General features: G+C 42.1%; 18 protein-coding genes. 11 read left to right on the top strand and 7 right to left on the bottom strand.

Annotated features, from left to right (window positions below; all coding sequences use genetic code 11):
• Positions 1 to 93: 93 nt before the first annotated feature.
• On the top strand, positions 94 to 624 hold the full coding sequence (locus V7K85_RS31745; RefSeq protein WP_334819973.1) for a DUF4435 domain-containing protein: 531 nt from the start codon (positions 94 to 96) through the stop codon (positions 622 to 624).
• A gap of 505 nt (positions 625 to 1,129) precedes the next feature.
• Positions 1,130 to 1,513 carry a hypothetical protein gene (locus tag V7K85_RS31740; RefSeq protein ID WP_334819971.1) on the top strand — a complete coding sequence of 128 codons (384 nt, stop codon included), beginning with the start codon at positions 1,130 to 1,132 and terminating at the stop codon, positions 1,511 to 1,513.
• A 27-nt stretch (positions 1,514 to 1,540) separates the two neighbouring features.
• On the opposite strand, the gene V7K85_RS31735 is transcribed toward V7K85_RS31740, so the two are convergent.
• Positions 1,541 to 2,182: an FMN-binding negative transcriptional regulator gene (locus V7K85_RS31735; protein WP_334819969.1), complete on the bottom strand. Its 642-nt coding sequence runs from the start codon at positions 2,180 to 2,182 to the stop codon at positions 1,541 to 1,543.
• Positions 2,183 to 2,849: 667 nt separating this feature from the next.
• A complete protein-coding gene (gene ilvN, locus V7K85_RS31730) occupies positions 2,850 to 3,368 on the bottom strand; it encodes an acetolactate synthase small subunit (protein WP_292771441.1) in 519 nt (172 codons plus the stop codon).
• A gap of 270 nt (positions 3,369 to 3,638) precedes the next feature.
• Between ilvN and V7K85_RS31725 the strand changes: the two genes are divergently transcribed.
• A complete protein-coding gene (locus V7K85_RS31725) occupies positions 3,639 to 4,007 on the top strand; it encodes a BON domain-containing protein (protein WP_334819967.1) in 369 nt (122 codons plus the stop codon).
• Positions 4,008 to 4,084: 77 nt separating this feature from the next.
• Here the strand turns inward: V7K85_RS31725 and V7K85_RS31720 are convergent, their stop codons facing one another.
• Positions 4,085 to 5,014 (bottom strand): alpha/beta fold hydrolase, encoded by a 930-nt coding sequence (locus tag V7K85_RS31720; RefSeq protein ID WP_334819965.1) that lies wholly within the window; start codon positions 5,012 to 5,014, stop codon positions 4,085 to 4,087.
• A gap of 815 nt (positions 5,015 to 5,829) precedes the next feature.
• Between V7K85_RS31720 and infC the strand changes: the two genes are divergently transcribed.
• Together infC and V7K85_RS31710 are read left to right on the top strand one after the other, a co-directional pair.
• Entirely contained in the window at positions 5,830 to 6,363 is a 534-nt protein-coding gene (gene infC / locus V7K85_RS31715; protein WP_334819963.1) for a translation initiation factor IF-3, read from the top strand.
• Between the two features lie 306 nt (positions 6,364 to 6,669).
• Positions 6,670 to 9,675: an MFS transporter gene (locus V7K85_RS31710; protein ID WP_334819961.1), complete on the top strand. Its 3,006-nt coding sequence runs from the start codon at positions 6,670 to 6,672 to the stop codon at positions 9,673 to 9,675.
• Here V7K85_RS31710 and V7K85_RS31705 read toward each other — a convergent pair.
• A complete protein-coding gene (locus tag V7K85_RS31705) occupies positions 9,666 to 9,971 on the bottom strand; it encodes a hypothetical protein (RefSeq protein ID WP_334819959.1) in 306 nt (101 codons plus the stop codon). The genes V7K85_RS31710 and V7K85_RS31705 overlap by 10 nt on opposite strands.
• Positions 9,972 to 10,582: 611 nt before the next feature.
• On the opposite strand from V7K85_RS31705, the gene V7K85_RS31700 reads away from it, so the two are divergent.
• Positions 10,583 to 11,260, top strand: coding sequence for a potassium channel family protein (locus V7K85_RS31700; protein WP_334819957.1), 678 nt, complete (start codon positions 10,583 to 10,585; stop codon positions 11,258 to 11,260).
• Positions 11,261 to 11,335: 75 nt separating this feature from the next.
• Positions 11,336 to 11,878 (top strand): DUF3124 domain-containing protein, encoded by a 543-nt coding sequence (locus V7K85_RS31695; RefSeq protein WP_334819956.1) that lies wholly within the window; start codon positions 11,336 to 11,338, stop codon positions 11,876 to 11,878.
• 525 nt (positions 11,879 to 12,403) lie between these two features.
• Here the strand turns inward: V7K85_RS31695 and V7K85_RS31690 are convergent.
• The gene (locus V7K85_RS31690) at positions 12,404 to 13,957 is read right to left on the bottom strand and encodes a cation:proton antiporter (RefSeq protein ID WP_334819954.1); all 1,554 of its coding nucleotides are present in this window, start codon (positions 13,955 to 13,957) and stop codon (positions 12,404 to 12,406) included.
• 325 nt (positions 13,958 to 14,282) lie between these two features.
• Between V7K85_RS31690 and V7K85_RS31685 the strand changes: the two genes are divergently transcribed.
• Positions 14,283 to 15,824, top strand: a complete 1,542-nt coding sequence (locus V7K85_RS31685) for a hypothetical protein (protein WP_334819952.1) — start codon at positions 14,283 to 14,285, stop codon at positions 15,822 to 15,824.
• Here the strand turns inward: V7K85_RS31685 and radC are convergent.
• A complete protein-coding gene (gene radC / locus V7K85_RS31680; protein WP_334819950.1) occupies positions 15,821 to 16,552 on the bottom strand; it encodes a RadC family protein in 732 nt (243 codons plus the stop codon). The genes V7K85_RS31685 and radC overlap by 4 nt on opposite strands.
• 223 nt (positions 16,553 to 16,775) lie before the next feature.
• Here radC and V7K85_RS31675 point away from each other — a divergent pair, with 223 nt between their 5' ends.
• The 3 genes from V7K85_RS31675 to V7K85_RS36735 are packed head-to-tail and all read left to right on the top strand — an operon-like array spanning position 16,776 to position 17,734.
• On the top strand, positions 16,776 to 17,192 hold the full coding sequence (locus tag V7K85_RS31675) for a toll/interleukin-1 receptor domain-containing protein (RefSeq protein WP_334819948.1): 417 nt from the start codon (positions 16,776 to 16,778) through the stop codon (positions 17,190 to 17,192).
• Between the two features lie 20 nt (positions 17,193 to 17,212).
• Entirely contained in the window at positions 17,213 to 17,626 is a 414-nt protein-coding gene (locus V7K85_RS31670; protein WP_334819946.1) for a toll/interleukin-1 receptor domain-containing protein, read from the top strand.
• Positions 17,627 to 17,665: 39 nt separating this feature from the next.
• Positions 17,666 to 17,734, top strand: coding sequence for a hypothetical protein (locus V7K85_RS36735; protein WP_442940638.1), 69 nt, complete (start codon positions 17,666 to 17,668; stop codon positions 17,732 to 17,734).
• 309 nt (positions 17,735 to 18,043) lie between these two features.
• On the opposite strand, the gene V7K85_RS31665 is transcribed toward V7K85_RS36735, so the two are convergent.
• Complete coding sequence (locus V7K85_RS31665; protein ID WP_334820232.1) at positions 18,044 to 19,006, bottom strand: phosphoribulokinase; 963 nt, start codon at positions 19,004 to 19,006, stop codon at positions 18,044 to 18,046.
• Positions 19,007 to 19,086 lie beyond the last annotated feature (80 nt).

Here is a 19,086-nt window from a genome sequence, read left to right as displayed (position 1 = left end):
AACCAAACTGTGTTACGAAAAATAAACATGCCTAAAAACCTTACGAATGAGCAATGACAAAAAACAAATGACGACCCTCACCAGTTAACTTTATTGACGCCCACTTACTTACTCGCTGAGTTTGGTTCTGAAGAGAAAATTGCTCAGTTTAATCGAGACGTAAAATTAGTATTACTTGAAAATGGGATGTCGGTAGGTTATTTGCTTTGGATCTCTAAATGTGACGGATTAAATCTAACTTTTGATGCTATTACATTTAGCAAGTTCATTGATGAGCAAACTCTGCAAATTGATGAACTCAAGCTGATTCAGGAGATTAAGAATAAATCTCAAGCTTTCTCTTTGAACGAGAAATATCTGCAAGAACGGCTAAAGAATCAGAAAAGCAATAATCACGATCCTTGGCAAATCTGCTGTGGTCATGATTTAGTGGAAATTCTGTCCTTTAGCCTACGCAAAGTGCTTGGCTCTAATAAAGCTGCTGATGTTGAACCGAATAGTCTTGAGCGTAGTTTGCGGCTTGCTTACGAAGAAATCTACTTTCGCCAGACACAACTCTACTTGGACATTCGGACATGGGAAAGTAATAATCAGCCATTTAGGGTTTTGCGGAATGACACATAATACCAAATTTGTAACCTATATATAGTATTGTTATTTTTAACACCCCAACGGCTGAAGAGTGTTGGCGTCGGTAGAAAATCAGGCGATCGCACTACAAAGTTAAGTTAATGCATCGGCTTGCATTGTGAATACGGCAACCGCTTTGTGAATGCGTTGGCTGACATTGTGAATGCAGCGGCCGCCTTGTGAATGCGTTGGCTGACATTGTGAATGCGGCGGCCGCCTTGTGAATGCGTTGGCTGACATTGTGAATGCGTCGGCCGCCTTGTTAATGTATCGGCTTGCATAAACTAACCTGCTCTTTCTACGACTTTGTTTTAAACTGTCGCATTTACAATTTGCATTTTTTTAAGTTTGGGGAAAAGCTTTAAATCCTTTCCCCATCCCCCTATATGTGCAAGAAGTAAAATTAAGAGCTTTACAGTTTATCTAAAAACTTCACCTCATTGTTATTTTGTGCGTTGGATTGGGCAGATTAAATATATAGCTTATCACGTATGCATGTATGCCTAACCAAGATACAACACGTCGTTTACGTCTTCAAGTCATTAGTCAAGATATTACCTCATTCCACGGTTTGCAAACCGTCAGCACCTACGATACAACCCGTTCTAATGCTTCTGTTGCAAACATCCAGCAAGCTTATCAGGCTATGTTGACACAGCAACAAGCTGAAACCGAAAAACTAGCTTTATACCGTGCTGCTGTCGATGCTGCTCGATTAGCAGAATGGGAATTTCACAATGCTGTATTAGCCATGAAAGAAGTTGTGCGCGGACAATATGGCTCAGATAGCGATCAAGCCCAAGCGGTTGGACTGAAGAAAAAATCAAATCGCAAGCGTCCCACTCGCAAAAACTTGGTTGCAGTTGCAAGTCAATCAACTTAACTATATCAACCAGACCAATAAAGACGATTATCCTGGCAGATTTTCACCAGTTTCAAGATTCTGTTTCATTGCAGCACCTATGGCATGAACAGTTGACTCTGTACTTTGTAGCAACGCATGTGCAACATTATTCTGGTCAGAGTGACTGCGATTTTGGCTAAGTTTGTATTTGCCTTCCAACCGCGTCACAGTCATCTCAAAACCAATAATGCCATTCATCATTCCCTCACGAAAGTTATCAGATAAACTATGCCATTGAGATTTATACTCAGAGCCATAGGTGTCAATCATCTCCTCAATCATCTTATCCATCAATTCTGGCGAATCACCGAGGGTAATAACTTGGGGCACACCATAGGCGTGTACAGCGATGTAGTTCCACGTCGGTACACTCTCTTCTTTCTCATACAAAGATGGTGAAATATAAGCATGGGGGCCAGTGAAGACAGCAAGTGCCTCGCCTACCCCAAAGACCTGCCATTGAGGATTTGGTTTAGCAAGATGACCCGATAGCTTAATCACATTATTTTGCACTGTCACAACTAGCGGAATATGTGAGGCAACAGGGACATCATTCAGAATAGACACCAATGTAGCAAAACTATTGGCACGCATGAAAGCGACAAGTTTCTCAATGTCATCTTCTCTAAAAGCATTTGGGATGTACATGATGCTTTAACCTCACTCTCATTCATTCGGACATAATAACGAGAGATGTCGTAGTTTTTTGGGGTCTAATGACTTTTTAGATGCGTTTGATAAAATCTTGATGGAGCAGCATATATAGCAATTCTGGTTTGGATGCAACACATGGTAGGGGCACAGCAATGCTCATACGTGTCAACTTAACGTCAAAGCCTAGTCTGATAAGAAGAGTGAAAATTCTTCGATGTAATACCTAGATTTTAGATCCCCCCTAATCCACGCCAGTCGACGCCAGTCCGCTCAAGTCGGGAGACCCGCCCATGCGGCTGGCTCCTCCACTTGGGGAGACCCCTGTTCCCGCGCTGGCTAAGAGATAAATTGGGGAGAACTAAAATCGAGTGCCCCCAATTGATTGGGGTTGGGGGATCTAAAACGAGGATAAATAGAGTGTTTGAGCTTAACCCTCTTTTATGGAGCGCGTTCAATTTTTACTATCGTTGATCAGATACAATCTTAGTCAAAAAAGGAAGCATACAAGGCGCTGAAAATATTCTTGAAATGCCTCCCAAATAGACTTGTCAGGTTCAAAATAACTAGCTTTGAATGTTGCAATTTGAGCAGTTCTTGTCTGGGCGGATTTTTGCAAATATGATTGGCGATCGCTAAACTCAAAGTCAGCCTAAGTTCCCAACTAAACTTTTGCTTCCAAAGACTTGAGTAACTCGGTATTCACACCCGACTCACGAGTCAGGGCAATTTTGCCAGTGCGGGCGATTTCTCTCAAACCAAATTTTTGCAACACCTGCACGATCGCTACCATTTTCCCTGGATCTCCCACAACTTCTAAGGTGAGAGAATCTTCCGCCACGTCCACGACTCGCGCCCGGAAAATCTGAGACAGTTCGATCACTTCTGAGCGATTGCTGCTACTAGCATTCACCTTCAAAAGCATCAATTCCCGCTCTACGCAAGGAGTTTCGGTAATGTCCTGTACTTTAAGGACATTGACTAACTTGTACAGTTGCTTGGTAAGTTGCTCGATGACGCGATCATCACCAGGTATAACCATCGTAATTCGGGAGACTCCTCCTTGTTCAGCAGGGCCAACAGCAAGGCTTTCAATATTAAAGCCGCGACGCGCAAATAAACCAGAAATGCGGGAAAGAACACCCGCCTCATCTTCTACGAGAACCGAAAGGGTATGTTTCATCTTCGCCAACAGAGGCTAGAGCAGGAATTGAGTAACGCAGACACCAGCTAACGGCTACGTTAGACGGACTACCGCACTAAAAAAGTCAGTGCGACCTTTTATTTTAAACTTAATAGTTGCACTCATTGCATTCTTAGAGATAAATTGGGCAGAAATCATACTGCAAGCAGGAATTTGATTGAATGCATATCTTTTCATTGGCAGATGCGGCATTTTTGTAAAGCCTTTATACTCAGATTTGATAAGCCTCTAATTAGGAGAAAAGTTTTTATGGGTTGGTTACAAAGATTATTTGGAATGGAAAAACCTCAAAATGCAGAAGTAAATCCGACTGCACAGGCAATACCGGAAGCTGCGACTAGTAACGTTGCATCTACTTCTACGCAATCGACACCGCCAGAACGTGTGGGCTTAAACGGAGAATACGACCAAAGTGGTTTAGCAAAGCGGGTAGCGTTGGCATTTGATGAAGACCCTCAACTCGATGATGTAAATACCCTTTGGGTTGCTCAGACAGGCAGTACTGTAGTATTGAAAGGTAAAGTTCCCAGTCAAGAAATTCTCAACAAAATGATTTCTGTAGCCAATTCTGTGAATGGTGCTACAGATGTTGATACTAACCAAGCCACGATTGGCTAGGTGTTAAGGAATTAAAAATTCAGAAATTCAATCGTGGCGATCGCACTGCTTACCCCATCGCACAGAAACTATCACATTTAGGGAATCAACGCCTGGCGATCGCCAACCCATCTCTCAATCCAATCTAAAATAGCTTGGTTGACTTGTTCTGGACATTCATCATGGGGACAATGCCCTACACCCTCCAAATTCAGGACTTCCAACTTCTCGTTGTACTGGGCAAATTGGCTAGCCAGGGCTGGCGGAACAAACCGATCTTTTTCTCCCCAAATTAACAACATCGGAATTGTTAAGGTTGGTAATACTTTCTTGACACTGGGACTAAAGTTAATTCCGATCGCAGCTTTGAACAAAGCACTAAAAGCCCTCGCCGAACCTTTATCTTGGGGAGGGTCAGCTAAAATTTCTATGAGTTCATCGGTAATCGCCTCTGGGTTAGCGTAGGCGAGACTAGCCCAGCGACGCAGCACGCCAGGACGGCGCACGAAGTTAAATACAGGTTTAAGTATCAACGGCGAAGCAACAATATTTTTAATTGCTCTGACAACTGGTTGCAAGACTGGAGGAATTGCTTCTTGTTCTAATGAGGGGTCGGGTAAACTCATCATCACCATACCCAGCACCATATCGGGGTGAGTGGCGGCAGCGGCCATAGAAATCAGTGAACCGTTGGAATTGCCTATTAATATTGCTGGTTGACGGATAAATGTTTTCCAAAAGTCGTAAACTTGCTCTACCCAGAATTCGATGCTGTAATTAGCTGCGGCTTTTTCAGAAGCGCCAAAACCCAGCATATCGATGGCGTAAACTGTGTGATGTTCACCCAACACTTCTAAATTATGTCGCCAATGACCAATGGAAGCGCCAAAGCCATGTAGCAATATCAGGGGTGTTGTGTTGTGGTGATTTTGGCTAGGGCGAATGTAAGTGTAGCGGGTTTGCCAGCCGCGCCAAACCCAATCCCTTTGATTACCAACCCGTTCCTGCCAGTGTACCGCAGTGGTCACACTTACCTCCGATTTATCAGCGTTAAATTCTATTATAAAACTTTGATTTTTCACGTTATGTGGAAAAAGCAACGCGAAACCTAACAATAACAGCCCCAACCCTTGTAGCGTTGGAGAGTACGCCTCAAAGCCTCTCCCCTCTTAGGCTACGCTGTACACACAAGTCATCGAATCACCCAAAACAAAAGCAAAACCTCATCCTGCCTTAGTAAGGAGAGGGACAGGTTTTACGCAGCAGAACCAGGGTGAGGTTTCTTTGGCTATTCGATAAACTTAGGCCAGAGGAATGGAAGTGAGGTTAAAACTAATTCCGTAACTTCTCAAGCTCTGCATTAGTAAACGGATTCTTCCCCGCCCGTAAATCTTTCAGCTAGCGCTGCCGTTGTGCTTTACTTTTTTATCCAAATTGAGCAGCGGTTTTTGACTATGAATACTATTAAGCTTACTGTATGTAAGATAATATGTTACATTAATTTTGCTAGATGTCTTGCATCTGTGAACTTAGTGTTCTGGAGAGATGATATTGCTCAATGCGATCACCTACGGTGGGCGGTTACGCCATCGCAAAAAGTATTGCTAAATAATTGTAATAATATTTAATATGAGTCTAGGTTGTGTAATTTAGATTAACTATTGCAAAGAAATTCTCTCAGAGTGAGTAGAATGACAAATACAACGGCGCAACTAGTTTATGGATTAGCTACCCTAGAAGTGTAGACTATTTTTTCAGTCCTGAGTCAATTCAGTATTTTGCCTCTGAGGCATACCAATTTAGACCACACTAAATCCTTCATTAAGATCTCCCACAAATCATAATGCCTGTGATTGAGAAGAAAAGAACTCGCGATCTGCCCCAAATTAACGAACGAATTCGCTTCCCGAAAATTCGGGTCATTGACACTGACGGTGCCCAACTGGGAATTATGCCCCCACAGGAAGCACTACAACTAGCAGAAGAAAAAGAGCTAGATTTGGTGCTACTCAGTGACAAAGCTGACCCGCCAGTTTGTCGGATTATGGACTACGGGAAATACAAGTTTGAGCAGGAAAAAAAGGCGCGGGAAGCCCGGAAAAAGCAGCACACGGCTGATGTCAAAGAAGTTAAGATGCGCTACAAAATAGAAGAACACGACTACAACGTGCGTGTTAAGCAAGCAGAGCGTTTTTTGAAAGATGGTGATAAAGTAAAAGCGACTGTGATGTTCCGGGGTCGAGAAATTCAACACAGCGACCTAGCAGAAGATTTGCTCAAGCGAATGGCAACGGATTTGGAGCCATTTGGTGAGCTTCAGCAAGCACCAAAAAAAGAAGGGCGAAACATGATGATGCTCATCTCGCCCAAAAAATAATCCTCTAAATGTTTAATAGTCGAAGTTTGAAAATCCCCTGACTTCTAGCCAGGGGATTTTTTCATGTTTCGTTTGGATGTAACATGCGTCTCTACCTCTGAGGTCATTTAAATTTATCTAAAATCGATAGTCTTGAAGGCTGAGTGGGAAACATAATACTCAGTTGCTCAGGACTTTTGCTATTTCCAGGGGATGAAGGACAAGGAGGACAAGGAAGTCTTTTCTTCCCCTGCTTCCCTTGCTCCCCCTGCTCTCTGCCTCCCCACTCGCCCATTGCGCGGTGATACTACCAGAAAATAAAACTGCATGGAACTGAAAAATCACTGGTTGGCTGCAAATAAAGTTGCTTTACCACGACTACTACAGTGGGTGAATCTCCGACCAGAGGAGAGCGAACGGACTCAGCTAATGTTTGTTTTTTACACTACCGTATCTGTAGGATTGCGGTGGGCAGAGGACAGTACGGTGGCGCTGTTTTTGGATGAATATGGAACTAACCTACTGCCGTGGATGTATATTGCCAGTGCCGTGATGAGTGCAGGACTGGTTTTTTTATACTCTTGGCTGCAAAAGATTTTTCCTTTACGCCGCGTGATTGTGGCGATCGCACCTTGCATGTTGATGCCATTAGTTTTATTAGTTGTATTACGTTGGGGATCGCATTTTTCCTACCTAGCAGTGATTTCGGTATTTCTGCTGCGGCTGTGGGTAGATGCACTTTATGTGGTCAATGACCTCAACACCTCCATCGTCGCCAACCAACTATTTAACATTCGGGAGATTAAGCGGACTTACCCACTGGTGAGTAGTGGTCTTTTGGTAGCAGATGTGATTAGTGGCTTTAGTTTGCCTTGGCTAGTGCAATACACCACGCTGAATAAGATCATCCTCATCGCCTGTGTAGTGATTTTATTAGGATCGGGGATTTTATTCTATTTAACTCATCACTATCGAGCTGCTTTTCCTGAAACTCCACAAAGACTAATTTCTGAAGAACAAGCTTCACAACAGCGTTTTCTCAAAAGTCCGCTGAAGCGCTATGTCTGGCAGTTGTTTGCTTTTGTGGGTCTGTTGCAAGTCATTGGGCTGTTAATAGATTTTCAATATCTGCGCGAACTCCAATCCAATTTGGGCGACCGAGAACTTGCTAGCTTCTTGGGTCTTTTTGGGGGAATGTTGGGACTGTGTGAGTTGTTGTTGCAGTGGTTTATTTCCAGCCGACTTATCGAACGGATGGGGGTATTTTTCACAGCCACGCTTTTACCAATGATCGTAGGCTTTTCACTACCAGGAGTGCTGGTATTTCTGCATTTAATTCCAGCCATACAATCGCAAAGCTTTTTCTGGGGTCTGATAATTGTCAAATTCTGCGATGAACTTCTGCGCTACACCTTTGTCATGAGTAGCGGCCCCATCCTGTACCAACCGATTCCAGAGGCAATTCGCAGCCGGATGCAGACTTTATCTGGCGGAACCGCCGAAGCGATCGCTACAGGTTTGACAGGAGGGCTAATTTTTGTAACTCTATTGTTTTGTGGGGAGTTTGTACCTGTACCAATGCAAAAGTGGGTGTCAGTAGCAGAAACAATGCTGATAGCTGGCACCTGTATATCAGTAGTTTGGGAATTGCGATCGCGCTATGTTGAGCTGTTAGTCTTGAGTGTGGCACGGGGTCACCTGAGTGCAACCAATGTCGGCTTACGATTTTTTAAGCAAGGGGTAGTCAAAGCTTTAGCAGAAAAAGGCAGTGAGGCTGATAAACGCTCTTGCATTGAACTTTTAGCCCAAATTGATTCCCTTGGAGCTGCGGAAATTTTAGCACCTCTATTAGTCAAGTTAACCCCAGATTTGCAGCGCCAAAGTTTGGAAGTGATGCTGATGGCAGGTGCAAATCTCGCTTATCTAGCCGCCATCCGTCCCTTGTTAGAACAATCCCAAGAAACTAACCCGGAAGTTTTTGCCCTAGCGCTGCGCTACGTTTGGCTGGCTGAACCAAATCCCAATTTAAGCCTTTTAGAAGGATACCTCAACCCTCGCCAAAACTCACTCATCCGCGCTACCGCCGCCGCTTTAGTCTTACGCCAAGGAACGCCCATGCAAAAGGTAGCAGCCACCCAAACTATGCGCCGGATGTTGACTCATAAGCAAGAACGGGAACGGGTGAATGGAGTCAGAGCGCTCAGAGAAGCAGTTTATTTACAGGCGCTGCGGATTCACATCCCGAATTTATTACAAGATGAGTCGTTACGAGTGCGCTGTGCCGTATTGGAAATGATTGCAGCAACCCATTTAGAAGAGTACTATTCGGCACTGATTGCAGCACTTTATTATAAATCAACCCGCAGTACAGCAATGTCAGCCCTAGTGCGATTAGAGAATGAAGCTCTAGAAATGTTGTTGCGGTTGGCTACGAATATTTACAAACCGGAAGTAGTGCGGATGTACGCTTGGCGCACCATTGCTCAAGTCGGCACCCAGGAAGCATTGAAGACTTTATGGGAAAACTTGGAAACATCTTGGGGTACTACCAGGGATCATATTCTCCGCAGCTTACTAAAAATACACAAACAACCAGGAAGTACAGCTTTAGTAGATCGGTTTTATGAAAGTCGGGTAGAAAATTTAATCAAGCAGGAATTAAAGTTTTTAGGTGAGATTTACGCTGCATACATAGACTTTAAAACATTAGAACAAAAAGAAAATCATCAATCCAGTGAAAGGATTGTGATTGTCTGGGGGTTACTGCAACGCGCTCTTTTAGAATTAGAATTGGATGTTAAAGAGCGGCTGCTACTGCTACTAAAACTGCTTTACTCGCCAGAAAAGATGCAGGCAGCAGCATTCAATCTGCGATCGCTCTCAGTGGTAAACTTAGCGCGGGGGTTAGAAATCTTAGAGCATACCGTAACTTTGTCTTCAAAGTCTCTATTGCTGAATATTTTAGATAACCGACCACAGTCAGAAAAATTGCAACATCTTGTAGAAGCCAAGATCGTAGAATATGAGAATATGGTAGTTAGCGATCGCCTCCACAGATTGCTGATCTTGGGTAACTTCCTTTCTGACTGGTGCCTAGCTTGCTGTTTCCATTTTGCTAAAGTGACTCGCATCCGACTGACCAGTTCTGAGATTTTAGTGAGTTTGCGTCATCCAACTGGCTTTGTTAGGGAAGCTGCGATCGCATACTTGCATATGGTTTCACATCGCGTTCTCCTGCAAATCTTACCGCAGTTACAAAAAGATCCACATCCTCTGGTGGCTGCTCAAGTTAAAGAGCTACTCGAAAAATACCAGTTTAAAAATTACAATTGAAAAAACCTCCACTGGAATAATTTTGTTTTTTGTTGACTTTTCACTCCGTCAATAATTCCCCGCACCTGTTCGATAGGAACTTGAGCTAAAAATTCTGGCGCAAACCATTCAGTCTGTATTTCTTTGCTAGTAAATAATCTTTCTAAAGCAGCTTTAGCAGAAATCGACTCACTTGAGGTTAGCATCTGATCTAAAGGTAGTAATTGAGGTTTAACATCTGCTAACGCCACCTGAAAAAAGATGAAATTTACTAACAGTAAATTAGTCAACAAAAAACTGATGTAATATTGATGCATTATAAGTTTTTAAATGCCTGATAAGTAAGTCGGTGCTAATATTTCAAGCTATGTTAAGAAATTTAAATGTAGAGTGCGTTGTCGTGCAGCGCAACGCACCATCAACGATTCAAGGTGCCTTAGCCTACGGCGTAACACACCCTACAACAAGAATATATTTCTTCATATACATTGAATTTTTCTCGCAGACTTACTTAGTAGAATAGTTTATAGTTTTTATATTACCAAAGCTAATTGAAAAAATCTTTGCAACACATCCAACCTTCGTTGGGGCGCAAGGACTTGCGCCCCGACGGAATATATTTGTTGTATTCTTTTTTATTTCCTGGTATCAGTATTGTGATATATTGCAGCATTCTCAATAACCGTAGGGTGGGCATCGCCCACAACGTAAAAATAAGGGTTTGAATGAACATTAAGCGGTGCCTACCCTACAAAAATTGCAATAAAGCAACTGGTGCAAAATGTTAGTATCTTCACTCAGTACTCAGCACGGGCTACGTCCCGCGACGCTAACAGCCCTCAGTACCCAGCAGTCTCTCAAGCTACATCTTCATTTCATTGTTAGCCTATAGAGTGAAGTAAGAAGTTACAGAGCATCAAGAACAGCTATGTACGTACTGATTGGTGGAGCAGGATTAGTGGGGCTGAGTTTAGCCCAGAAACTGGTAGAACTGGGGCATATTGTTGCCGTTATTGACATTGACCCTAACGCTTGCCGCTATGCCCGTGAACAAGTAGGAGCAATGGCTTTTGAGGGCAGTGCTGTGAGTACAGAAGTATTGTTAGAAGCTGGGATTCGCAAAGCCGGCTCCTTGGCAGCTGTTCTGAGAAGTGATGCCTTAAACTTAGCAATGGCGACTCTTGCTAAACACTACGGTGTCCCCCATATTTTAAGTCGGATGCGCCACCACGATTTTGCTGAACCCTTGCGTATAGCTGGAGCCAACCATATCATCAGTACTGTTGAACTAGCGGTTTCAACGATGGTGAATGCGATTGAGTTTCCGGAAGTGGAATCAATGATGCATTTTGAGCAAGGGCAAATTGAGGTTTTGAAACTTCCCATCCCAAACAATTGCTATGTTGTTAATCGTAGTGTTGCCGAAATCGCTCAGGATGCCCGATTCCCTACTGGCTCGCTAATTATTGGCTATCAACCCCATCCCCATGAAGATTTGATGATTCCTAACGGCAGTACAATACTGGAACCTAATTCAACTGTACTGATTGTGACTAAACCAGGATCTTTACATCAAGTCATTGATTTTATTGAACAAAGATGTTAAACGCAGTCCCTACCTAAACTCTTTATTAGGTGGGGTTAGCTACACATCTATAAATAATTGGTGTAAATAGTTTTGATGAAGCCTTATCCACATATTTATTTAGCGATCGCTGTTATTTTTCTGGCATCTTGTCAATCAACAAATACTCCACCCAAGTCACAACCCGATATTACTCAAGCAACCCCATCTCAAAAAATAGTGACGGTGGATAAGAATTTTAAGATAGCAAGCGGTCAAACTGTTTATGTTCCTGTCTATTCTCATATCTATCATCACAATCGGCAGGAGATTTTCGAGTTAGCAGTTACGCTCAGTATTCGGAATACAGATTTGACCAATCCCATCATCATTACTTCTGTGCGCTACTATAACTCAGAGGGGAAATTAGTTAAACAATATTTGGAGCAACCTATTCAACTTGATGCCCTAGCTTCTACAGATTTTTTTATAAATAGAAATGACACGAGTGGAGGTTTAGGCGCAAACTTTATTGTCGAGTGGGTAGCCCAGACAAAAATGTCTGAACCTATAGTGGAAGCAGTCATGATTGGTACTGACTTTCAACAAGGAATTTCTTTTATCAGTCCTGGGAGAGTCATCAAAAGTCAAAACAACTAAATAGTTAAACTAAAAAAATAAACAAAGTAGGGTGTGTTAGGCGAAACCGTAACGCACCGAATGTTCAGCAAATGGTGCATTACATTTCACTAACGCACCCTACTAGTATGACATGGCTAAAATGATGCATGAAAAATCTCTGGAAAATTCAAGTTTAAAAATATAATCCAATTTTTATATTGCACTATTTTAGCTTTGCCACGTTATTACACAGGTTTTATCGAAACAGAATTAAGGAGTCAGGAGTCAGAATACAGGAAAGGTATTCTGACCGAAAAAGCGAATGAATAAACGGGTTTAAGACCCCCACAAAACAAGAAAATTTGGTGGTACAACAATTCAGTGGCGGGTCTGAATCCCCCACTGATTGATTCTGACCGGAGGCGGAGTGTCTCCGGCTCCGCTCCCGAATTCTGAGTTTTGAATTCCTCTTCAAATTTTATTTGGTTGACTTTTGCAAAATTGAGATGTTCCCGATAATTGATCTGTAGTTCCAAATAATCAACCAGGATTTTTGTCAGATGTCTAATCATCTTCTAGCTTCAGCAATTGTTCATCAAGAGTTTGTATCCGTCCGCGCACAATTTCTTCTGAGAGAATTCGCTTCCGCATTGCCTCATTGAGCGCTCCTTTTTCTGCCAGCAGTAAACGGCGGCGAATGGCATCAAGTTTACTAATTTTGCCACTTTTGCCTTCCAACTCATCAGGGCGACGATTATAAAGTTCCCGCAGGATCTTTTCTGCTCCTGCGATTCGCACCTGATAAGCTGAACGCATCTCTTCATAAACGGCTTTTGGTAACACCCCTGATTTCAACAAGCTATCTAATTCATCCTGTGCTGCCTTACCTGTCATCAACTGGGCTTGTAATTCTTCAACCTGTTGTTGAACTTCTGAAAATTTAGATAATTTTAAGCGTTTTACCACCCAAGGCAAACTTAAACCCTGTGCGACTAACGACACCAGCACACTGCCGAAGACTAGAGCAATCAGGACTTCTCGCTCTGGTAATGTAGTGGGTAAGCTCAATGCCAAAGCCATTGAGAGTGAACCTTTGATGTTACCTAAAAACAGTAAATGTTGCCAGCGTAGGGGAATTGGGCGGTCAAACCAACGAACTACTGCTAGCAGTGGATAGACGGTAACAACTCGTGCGACTTGATAAGCCAAAACTGCAAGTAGAATTGCAGGTAAAGTTTTCCAGAGCGTTACCAGGTCTATTTCTACACCAATCAATAGAAAAATAAAGGTGTTGACAGTAAAACTGGCATATTCCCAGAAACTCAACAAGGTAATACGACTAGAAGCAGAAGTATTGCCAGAAAGCCCTAAATTCCCGAAAATTAATCCAGCTACAACTACGGCGACAGCACCTGATACATCTAGAAATTCTCCAGCCTGGAAAGTGCCTAATGCAACTGCTACCGTCAGTAATAGACTGCTAAGGGGATCATCCAAACGGGCGAATACAGGTATGCTCAAGTAGCCTAAGACTAACCCCATAAGGCAGCCTCCTAGAGAGATAAATAGGAATTGTTGGATTCCCTGTAGTAAGGTGAGTGAACCTGTCGAATATACTTGCAAAACCAGGTTGAACGTAACTAGGGCAGCAGCATCGTTAAATAGGGTTTCTCCTTCAACGATGGTGGAAAGCCGGGAGGGCACCGGTATTTCCTTAAAGATGGCAATCATTGAAACTGTATCAGTATTTGCCAGCATTACTCCTACAAATAAGGCAGGTATCCAACTCAGCCCCAGCCCAAATTTCAACAGGACGGCAATAATACCACTGGAAAGCATAGCCCCTGGCCCAGCTAGTAGGGCAATTGGTTTAAAGGTGCTGCGTAGGCGACTGACATCTGTATTGATACCAGCTTCAAAGAGGAGAATTGGCAGGAAAAGATTCAAAACAAGGGTTGGATTTAAACCAATCGGACGAGACAATAGCTCAGTGATGGGCAAACCTGCTAATACTAAACCCACAACATAAGGAATTCGCAACCGCCGGGATAGCAAAGCTACACCTGTAGCAACGAGCAAGAGAATAATTGAAACTTTGACTAATTCAGTAACATCCACTATTACGTTTTGGAAAGTTATTTGGACTCGACTGATAGATTCTCTCCTCATTCATGCCAAATTAGCAACTTCAGCGTGTGGGTTCAGAACTGAACGGGCCAGTACCTCGCTACCGCTAACAGTGTACCCACTACCCACTGCTATAGCAATTACCCCCTTGTGTAACCCACTCAGATTTCACACACTCATTCAAGAATCTATCCCACTAATACGAGAATGTGGTAATCTATCTATTTATCGAAGTAGAAGGTGTATGACTATATGCCTGGACGAGCGACCGTATATATATAACTATGATCCAAATAAATTTTATTCTGAACTAACAATGTTAAACCAAAAAATTATCAAAAATACTTCGATATTACCTTTTCATTCGCCTTGGTTTATTATCATTATTTTTTCTGTTCTTGGTTTAATAGGTATTCTCAACCATTCGATGTGGCGAGATGAACTAAATCCCTGGCTGATTGTCAGAGATAGTGAATCGTTAGGAGATTTAATTACAAATATTCATTATGAAGGTCATCCTGTTCTCTGGTATTTTTCTCTGGCAATTCTCAGAAAAATAGTGGATAATCCTATTATTATACAAATTTTTCATTTGGCGCTCACAGTTGTTTCAGTTGCTGTTTTTTGTCTATATAGCCCTTTTAATTATCAACAAAAATTTCTGTTTTCCTTTGGTTTCTTTCCTTTTTATGAATATCTTTTAATTTCTCGAGATTATGCCTTTAGTATGTTGTTCATCTTTACATTCTGTACGATTTTTTCATCCAGAAAAAGAACTTATGCTTATTTGGCAATTTTATTGGGTTTACTAGCAAATAGTAATGTTTATGGTTTATTCGTATCATTTTCTTTATCATTGACTTTGCTAGCTGAATTTTGTTTTGATAGCCAACATCGCCAGCAGTATTTTAGTCAAAGCCAAAAATCCGACTTATTTTTAAGTATTGTAATTATTATATCTTCTTTTATTTTATCCATTTATATTCTGACTCCTCCGACCGATAGTTATCTTTATGGTGGGTTAAATAATGGTTGGCTAATGCAATTAGATATCCGTCATTTATTGAGAAGCATAGGTAGAATATTTGGGAGTTATTTATTAATCATTCCTGCACACAAAAGATGGCTGGATTTAATTGTTTGTGCGGCAATTGCTCTATTCATTGTAATTTTAACCTTGATTAAATTATCTAAAAAGCCAGTTCCCCTCTTTTTCTACATTATAGGTACTTGTGTAATATTTGCTTTTACATACTTGAGATTTATCGGGATGCCTCGGCATTTTGGACATTTTTATTTAGTTTTGATAGCGGCTTTATGGCTGGGAAGTTATTATCAAGAGTCTACAGTTTTACTTAACAAGTTTTCTGTTCGTCCAACTTCAATTACATTTGTTCAAAAATGGCATTACATCGCTTTTATGCTAATTCTTTATGTCCAGTTTGGGGGAGGTATTTATAGTTTTTCAAGAGATTTAGTTGTACCATTTTCTGCGAGTCGGGAAACAGCTGAATATATTCAAAAAACTGGGTTAAATAATGAGTTTATTGTTGCCAGCCGAGATGCAAATATGGCTCCTTTAGCAGGTTATCTCAATCGAAAGTTTTACTATCCTGAGCTTCAAAAAATGGGAAGCTTTACCCTATTTAAAAAAGGTCGTCAAGATGTTGAACAAGCTGAGATATTAAGCCAAATTAATTCTCTCCTCACAAAAAAAGATGAGCAAAAGAAAATTTTGCTGATTTTAAATAAAAAACTGAATGTTAACCGCAATGATTTGAAGATTGTTCAGATCAAAGATTTTCAGAGAGGCTGGGTAGATAGTGAACGATATTATCTTTATTGGGTAATTGATTAATCCCCCTGTGGATGCTCATCCCACAAAGTTGTCAGTTCCCGTAAACTTTGATGATTGCCATTGCCCAAAATCAGATGATCTAGCAGCGGAATGCCCAAAAGCTGTGCCCCTGCTAACAATTGGCGCGTCAATTCTATATCTTCCTGGCTGGGTTCAAGGTTCCCAGAAGGATGGTTGTGGGCAACTATTACCCGCGTTGCGCCTTGACGAATAACTTCTCGAAAGATTTCACGGGGAGAGGCTAAGGTTTCGGTTGCGGTGCCAATAGTAATTACTTGCGTACCCAGCAAACGATTCTTCACATCTAACAGCACCACTGCAAAACGTTCTTTTGTTTGCCACATCAAATCTTGACTGAGGGTAGCAGCCGCAGCAAGTGGGCTATCAATTAGTGTGCCTTCTGAAGGACGAGATTGAAAGGCGCGTTTGCCCAATTCAATCGCTGCTAAGAGACTTGTCGCCTTCGCTGGGCCAACACCAGAAATTTGCATCAACTCTGCGGGTGTCACTTCTCGCAGAGCTGCTAAAGGATCGCGCTGGTGTTTGCCTAATTCACTCAAAATATATTGTCCCAAACCCACAGCCGACAGTTTCCCTGGTCCTTGGCCAGTGCCTAGAAGAATTGCAATTAACTCTGCTGTGCCTAAAATTTTAGCACCATGCGTCATTAGACGTTCACGCGGACGCTCATTTGTAGGTAAGTCGGCAATTCTGAGGCAATAGGTCATAAACTAAGATAATCGTCACCACACATCAAACTATCCTTAGTTATCCCTTGTTTGCTCTAGAAATCATCTTTATTTGAGAAAATCTTTAATTTTGGGGAATTTTATCTCTAGTTCCTCTGTAGAGACACCTTTGATAACACCATCTTCCCAAATACTTGCCACAAGATTCGGATAAAATTGGATTTAGTCTATTAATCGAAACATACTTGAGATAGAAGATGAGATGAAGGTATTTATCAGCCACAGCTCTAAAGATACAAAGTTAGTTAAGCAAATTGTTGATGCTCTGCGAAATGCAGATTTCCAAGTTTGGAACGATACTCAAATCTTTCCGGGCGATAACTGGGCACAACTCATTGCTAATGAACTTCGAGAGTCTGATGCAATGGTTGTTTTACTAACACCTAACTCGGTTGATTCTCCCTATATAAATGCCGAAGTAGGTTATGCTCTAGGCGAACAGGGCTATAAAGGCCGGGTAATTCCTGTCCTTGCTGCTCCTTCTGAACAACTTTCTCAATTAGAACTGAAAATTCCCTGGATTCTGAAAAAATTTGGGATGATTTACATATCAAATCTTGAGCACGATGAGGAAGGTTTGAGAAATATTACCCAAGCTCTTAAAAAAGCTGCTGCTTAACAGGAGTAGAGTTGCCAAAAATGATCCCAAGTGAAGCTTTTCTTTCCCATTCAAGCCGAGATCAAGAATTTGTTTCTAAATTGGCAGAGGTTCTGCGTCATCATGGCATTCCAGTTTGGTACAGCAAAACGAACATCTTAGGCGCACAGCAATGGCATGATGAGATTGGAAATGCACTAAAAAGATGTGATTGGTTCCTTGTAGTGCTCTCTCCAAACTCAGTAGATTCAATGTGGGTTAAGCGGGAGTTAATATTTGCCCTTCAACAGAATCGTTTTGAAAATAAGATTATTCCAATTGTCTATCAACATTGTGATTATGATCAGCTTTCTTGGGTGTTATCGAGTTTTCAAATGATCAATTTTCAAGAAGCTTTTGAAGATGGTTGTCGTGATATTTTACGTCTATGGGGCGTAGGCTACCAGATACTTTAGTAATCCTCTGGTTACAGAGTTAGTCCAGATGGATCAAGCATTCTGCTATTTTATGCAGAGGTGAAAATTGATGCAGAAAATCGATACCACGTCACTCCTGGCACCTGAGCCAGTGAAGAATAACTAAGAGTTTGGCGAGGGAAGTCTGGATTCATGCAATGCTGTCGCCTCCCTATGTGTTGTTACTTCTTGTTGATCGATAGGGAAAGTGTTCTGTATACGATCCTGCCGAGGGTTATAAAGTCATATTTACTTGTTAAAGTTACGAAGAGGCTCAATTCTGGTTGCTAGAAGATGAGTATGAGCCAATAGAAGGGTGCGTTTCTGCATCTAAGTTTGAGTAAGCATAGTACGTAGTTTACCGCCGTAGGCATCGCATAATTCAACAGCCCAACACTAAACGCGATCGCAAACCCGTTAAATCCCTTGAGCTTCGCTGATTACTGAATGAATTTGCGTTGCTTTCAGCATATGGTAGGTAATGATCAACTGAGTAAGGGCGAGGGGATAACTCTGGAGTGTTTCTCCAGTTGTACCAGCAATTCTGCCCAGTTCTGGGTTACTTTCGCGATCGCAAATATTTCGTAAATGAGGCATATCAGAACAAATAATATGCTCTAGTTTATTCACCTGTTCTAAAGTGGCATGACCATCAACTTCTAACACATCTACGGGCTTACTCATATCCCTGTCTAGCCCCAGGCGGATTGCTGAAGAGGAATTACCATAGCCAGAGCTGATAATCTGGGTAAAATCTGGGTGGGGAATTGTCGGACGTAGTACCAGACGGACATTCAGGTGTCCATTGGTTTCATCTTCTTCTTCAGTGGGTGGATAGAAACTAATGACTATATCAGACCATTGTCGTTGCGGACGAATAAATTGTCCTGAGTCTGGTTCCCGCTTTTCTAGTTCCGCCAGCACTTGTTGGGCAGTGTAGCCGCGCTTTTGGGTGTCTCGCTTGACTTTCCACTTAGCGCGTAGTTCTTCAGGGGGGGCAAGGTAAACTTTAACATCATAAGAATCACGGGCAGCACGAGTCGAATAACCGAGTAATCCCTCAATAATCACGAATTTATTGGGCTTGATATACTGCGGTGGCTCGAATGTGCCGGTTTTATGGCTGTAAACTGGTTTGAGAATCGGTTGTCCTGTGCGTAGCAACGACAGGTGTTGCTGCATAATATCTAAGTGGTTGCAGTCCGGGTGGAGGGCAGTGATGCCAATTTCTGCACGTTCTTTGCGATCGTAACGGTGGTAATCATCTGTACAGATGATTGTGACATTTTCTGGGCCGAGTACCTGAGCGATTCCTCGCGTTAGTGTTGTTTTCCCAGCAGCGCTGTCGCCGACAATACCAAGAATTATTGGACGGCTCATCATACCTCCCAGAATAAAAGCAAGTTTATTTATACAATTTCCCTACAATAGTTTTAATTCTAAAAGGGTTTAGGCGAGTA

Origin of the sequence: Nostoc sp., assembly GCF_036917615.1 — a bacterium.
Taxonomy (GTDB): Bacteria; Cyanobacteriota; Cyanobacteriia; order Cyanobacteriales; family Nostocaceae; genus Nostoc.
Note: the sequence above shows the minus strand (reverse complement) of the source record. Positions and strands in the feature narration are given on the sequence as shown.

What these genes read in the sequence shown, in the direction of transcription:
- V7K85_RS31740 (WP_334819971.1), top strand. Translation starts at nt 1,130, where the DNA reads ATGCCTAACCAAGATACAACACGTCGTTTACGTCTTCAAGTCATTAGT.
- V7K85_RS31710 (WP_334819961.1), top strand. Translation starts at nt 6,670, where the DNA reads ATGGAACTGAAAAATCACTGGTTGGCTGCAAATAAAGTTGCTTTACCA.
- V7K85_RS31665 (WP_334820232.1), bottom strand. Translation starts at nt 19,006, where the DNA reads ATGAGCCGTCCAATAATTCTTGGTATTGTCGGCGACAGCGCTGCTGGG.
- V7K85_RS31670 (WP_334819946.1), top strand. Translation starts at nt 17,213, where the DNA reads ATGATCCCAAGTGAAGCTTTTCTTTCCCATTCAAGCCGAGATCAAGAA.
- V7K85_RS31695 (WP_334819956.1), top strand. Translation starts at nt 11,336, where the DNA reads ATGAAGCCTTATCCACATATTTATTTAGCGATCGCTGTTATTTTTCTG.
- V7K85_RS31735 (WP_334819969.1), bottom strand. Translation starts at nt 2,182, where the DNA reads ATGTACATCCCAAATGCTTTTAGAGAAGATGACATTGAGAAACTTGTC.
- infC (WP_334819963.1), top strand. Translation starts at nt 5,830, where the DNA reads ATGCCTGTGATTGAGAAGAAAAGAACTCGCGATCTGCCCCAAATTAAC.
- V7K85_RS31700 (WP_334819957.1), top strand. Translation starts at nt 10,583, where the DNA reads ATGTACGTACTGATTGGTGGAGCAGGATTAGTGGGGCTGAGTTTAGCC.
- V7K85_RS31685 (WP_334819952.1), top strand. Translation starts at nt 14,283, where the DNA reads ATGTTAAACCAAAAAATTATCAAAAATACTTCGATATTACCTTTTCAT.
- V7K85_RS31705 (WP_334819959.1), bottom strand. Translation starts at nt 9,971, where the DNA reads ATGCATCAATATTACATCAGTTTTTTGTTGACTAATTTACTGTTAGTA.
- V7K85_RS31725 (WP_334819967.1), top strand. Translation starts at nt 3,639, where the DNA reads ATGGGTTGGTTACAAAGATTATTTGGAATGGAAAAACCTCAAAATGCA.
- V7K85_RS31675 (WP_334819948.1), top strand. Translation starts at nt 16,776, where the DNA reads ATGAAGGTATTTATCAGCCACAGCTCTAAAGATACAAAGTTAGTTAAG.
- ilvN (WP_292771441.1), bottom strand. Translation starts at nt 3,368, where the DNA reads ATGAAACATACCCTTTCGGTTCTCGTAGAAGATGAGGCGGGTGTTCTT.
- radC (WP_334819950.1), bottom strand. Translation starts at nt 16,552, where the DNA reads ATGACCTATTGCCTCAGAATTGCCGACTTACCTACAAATGAGCGTCCG.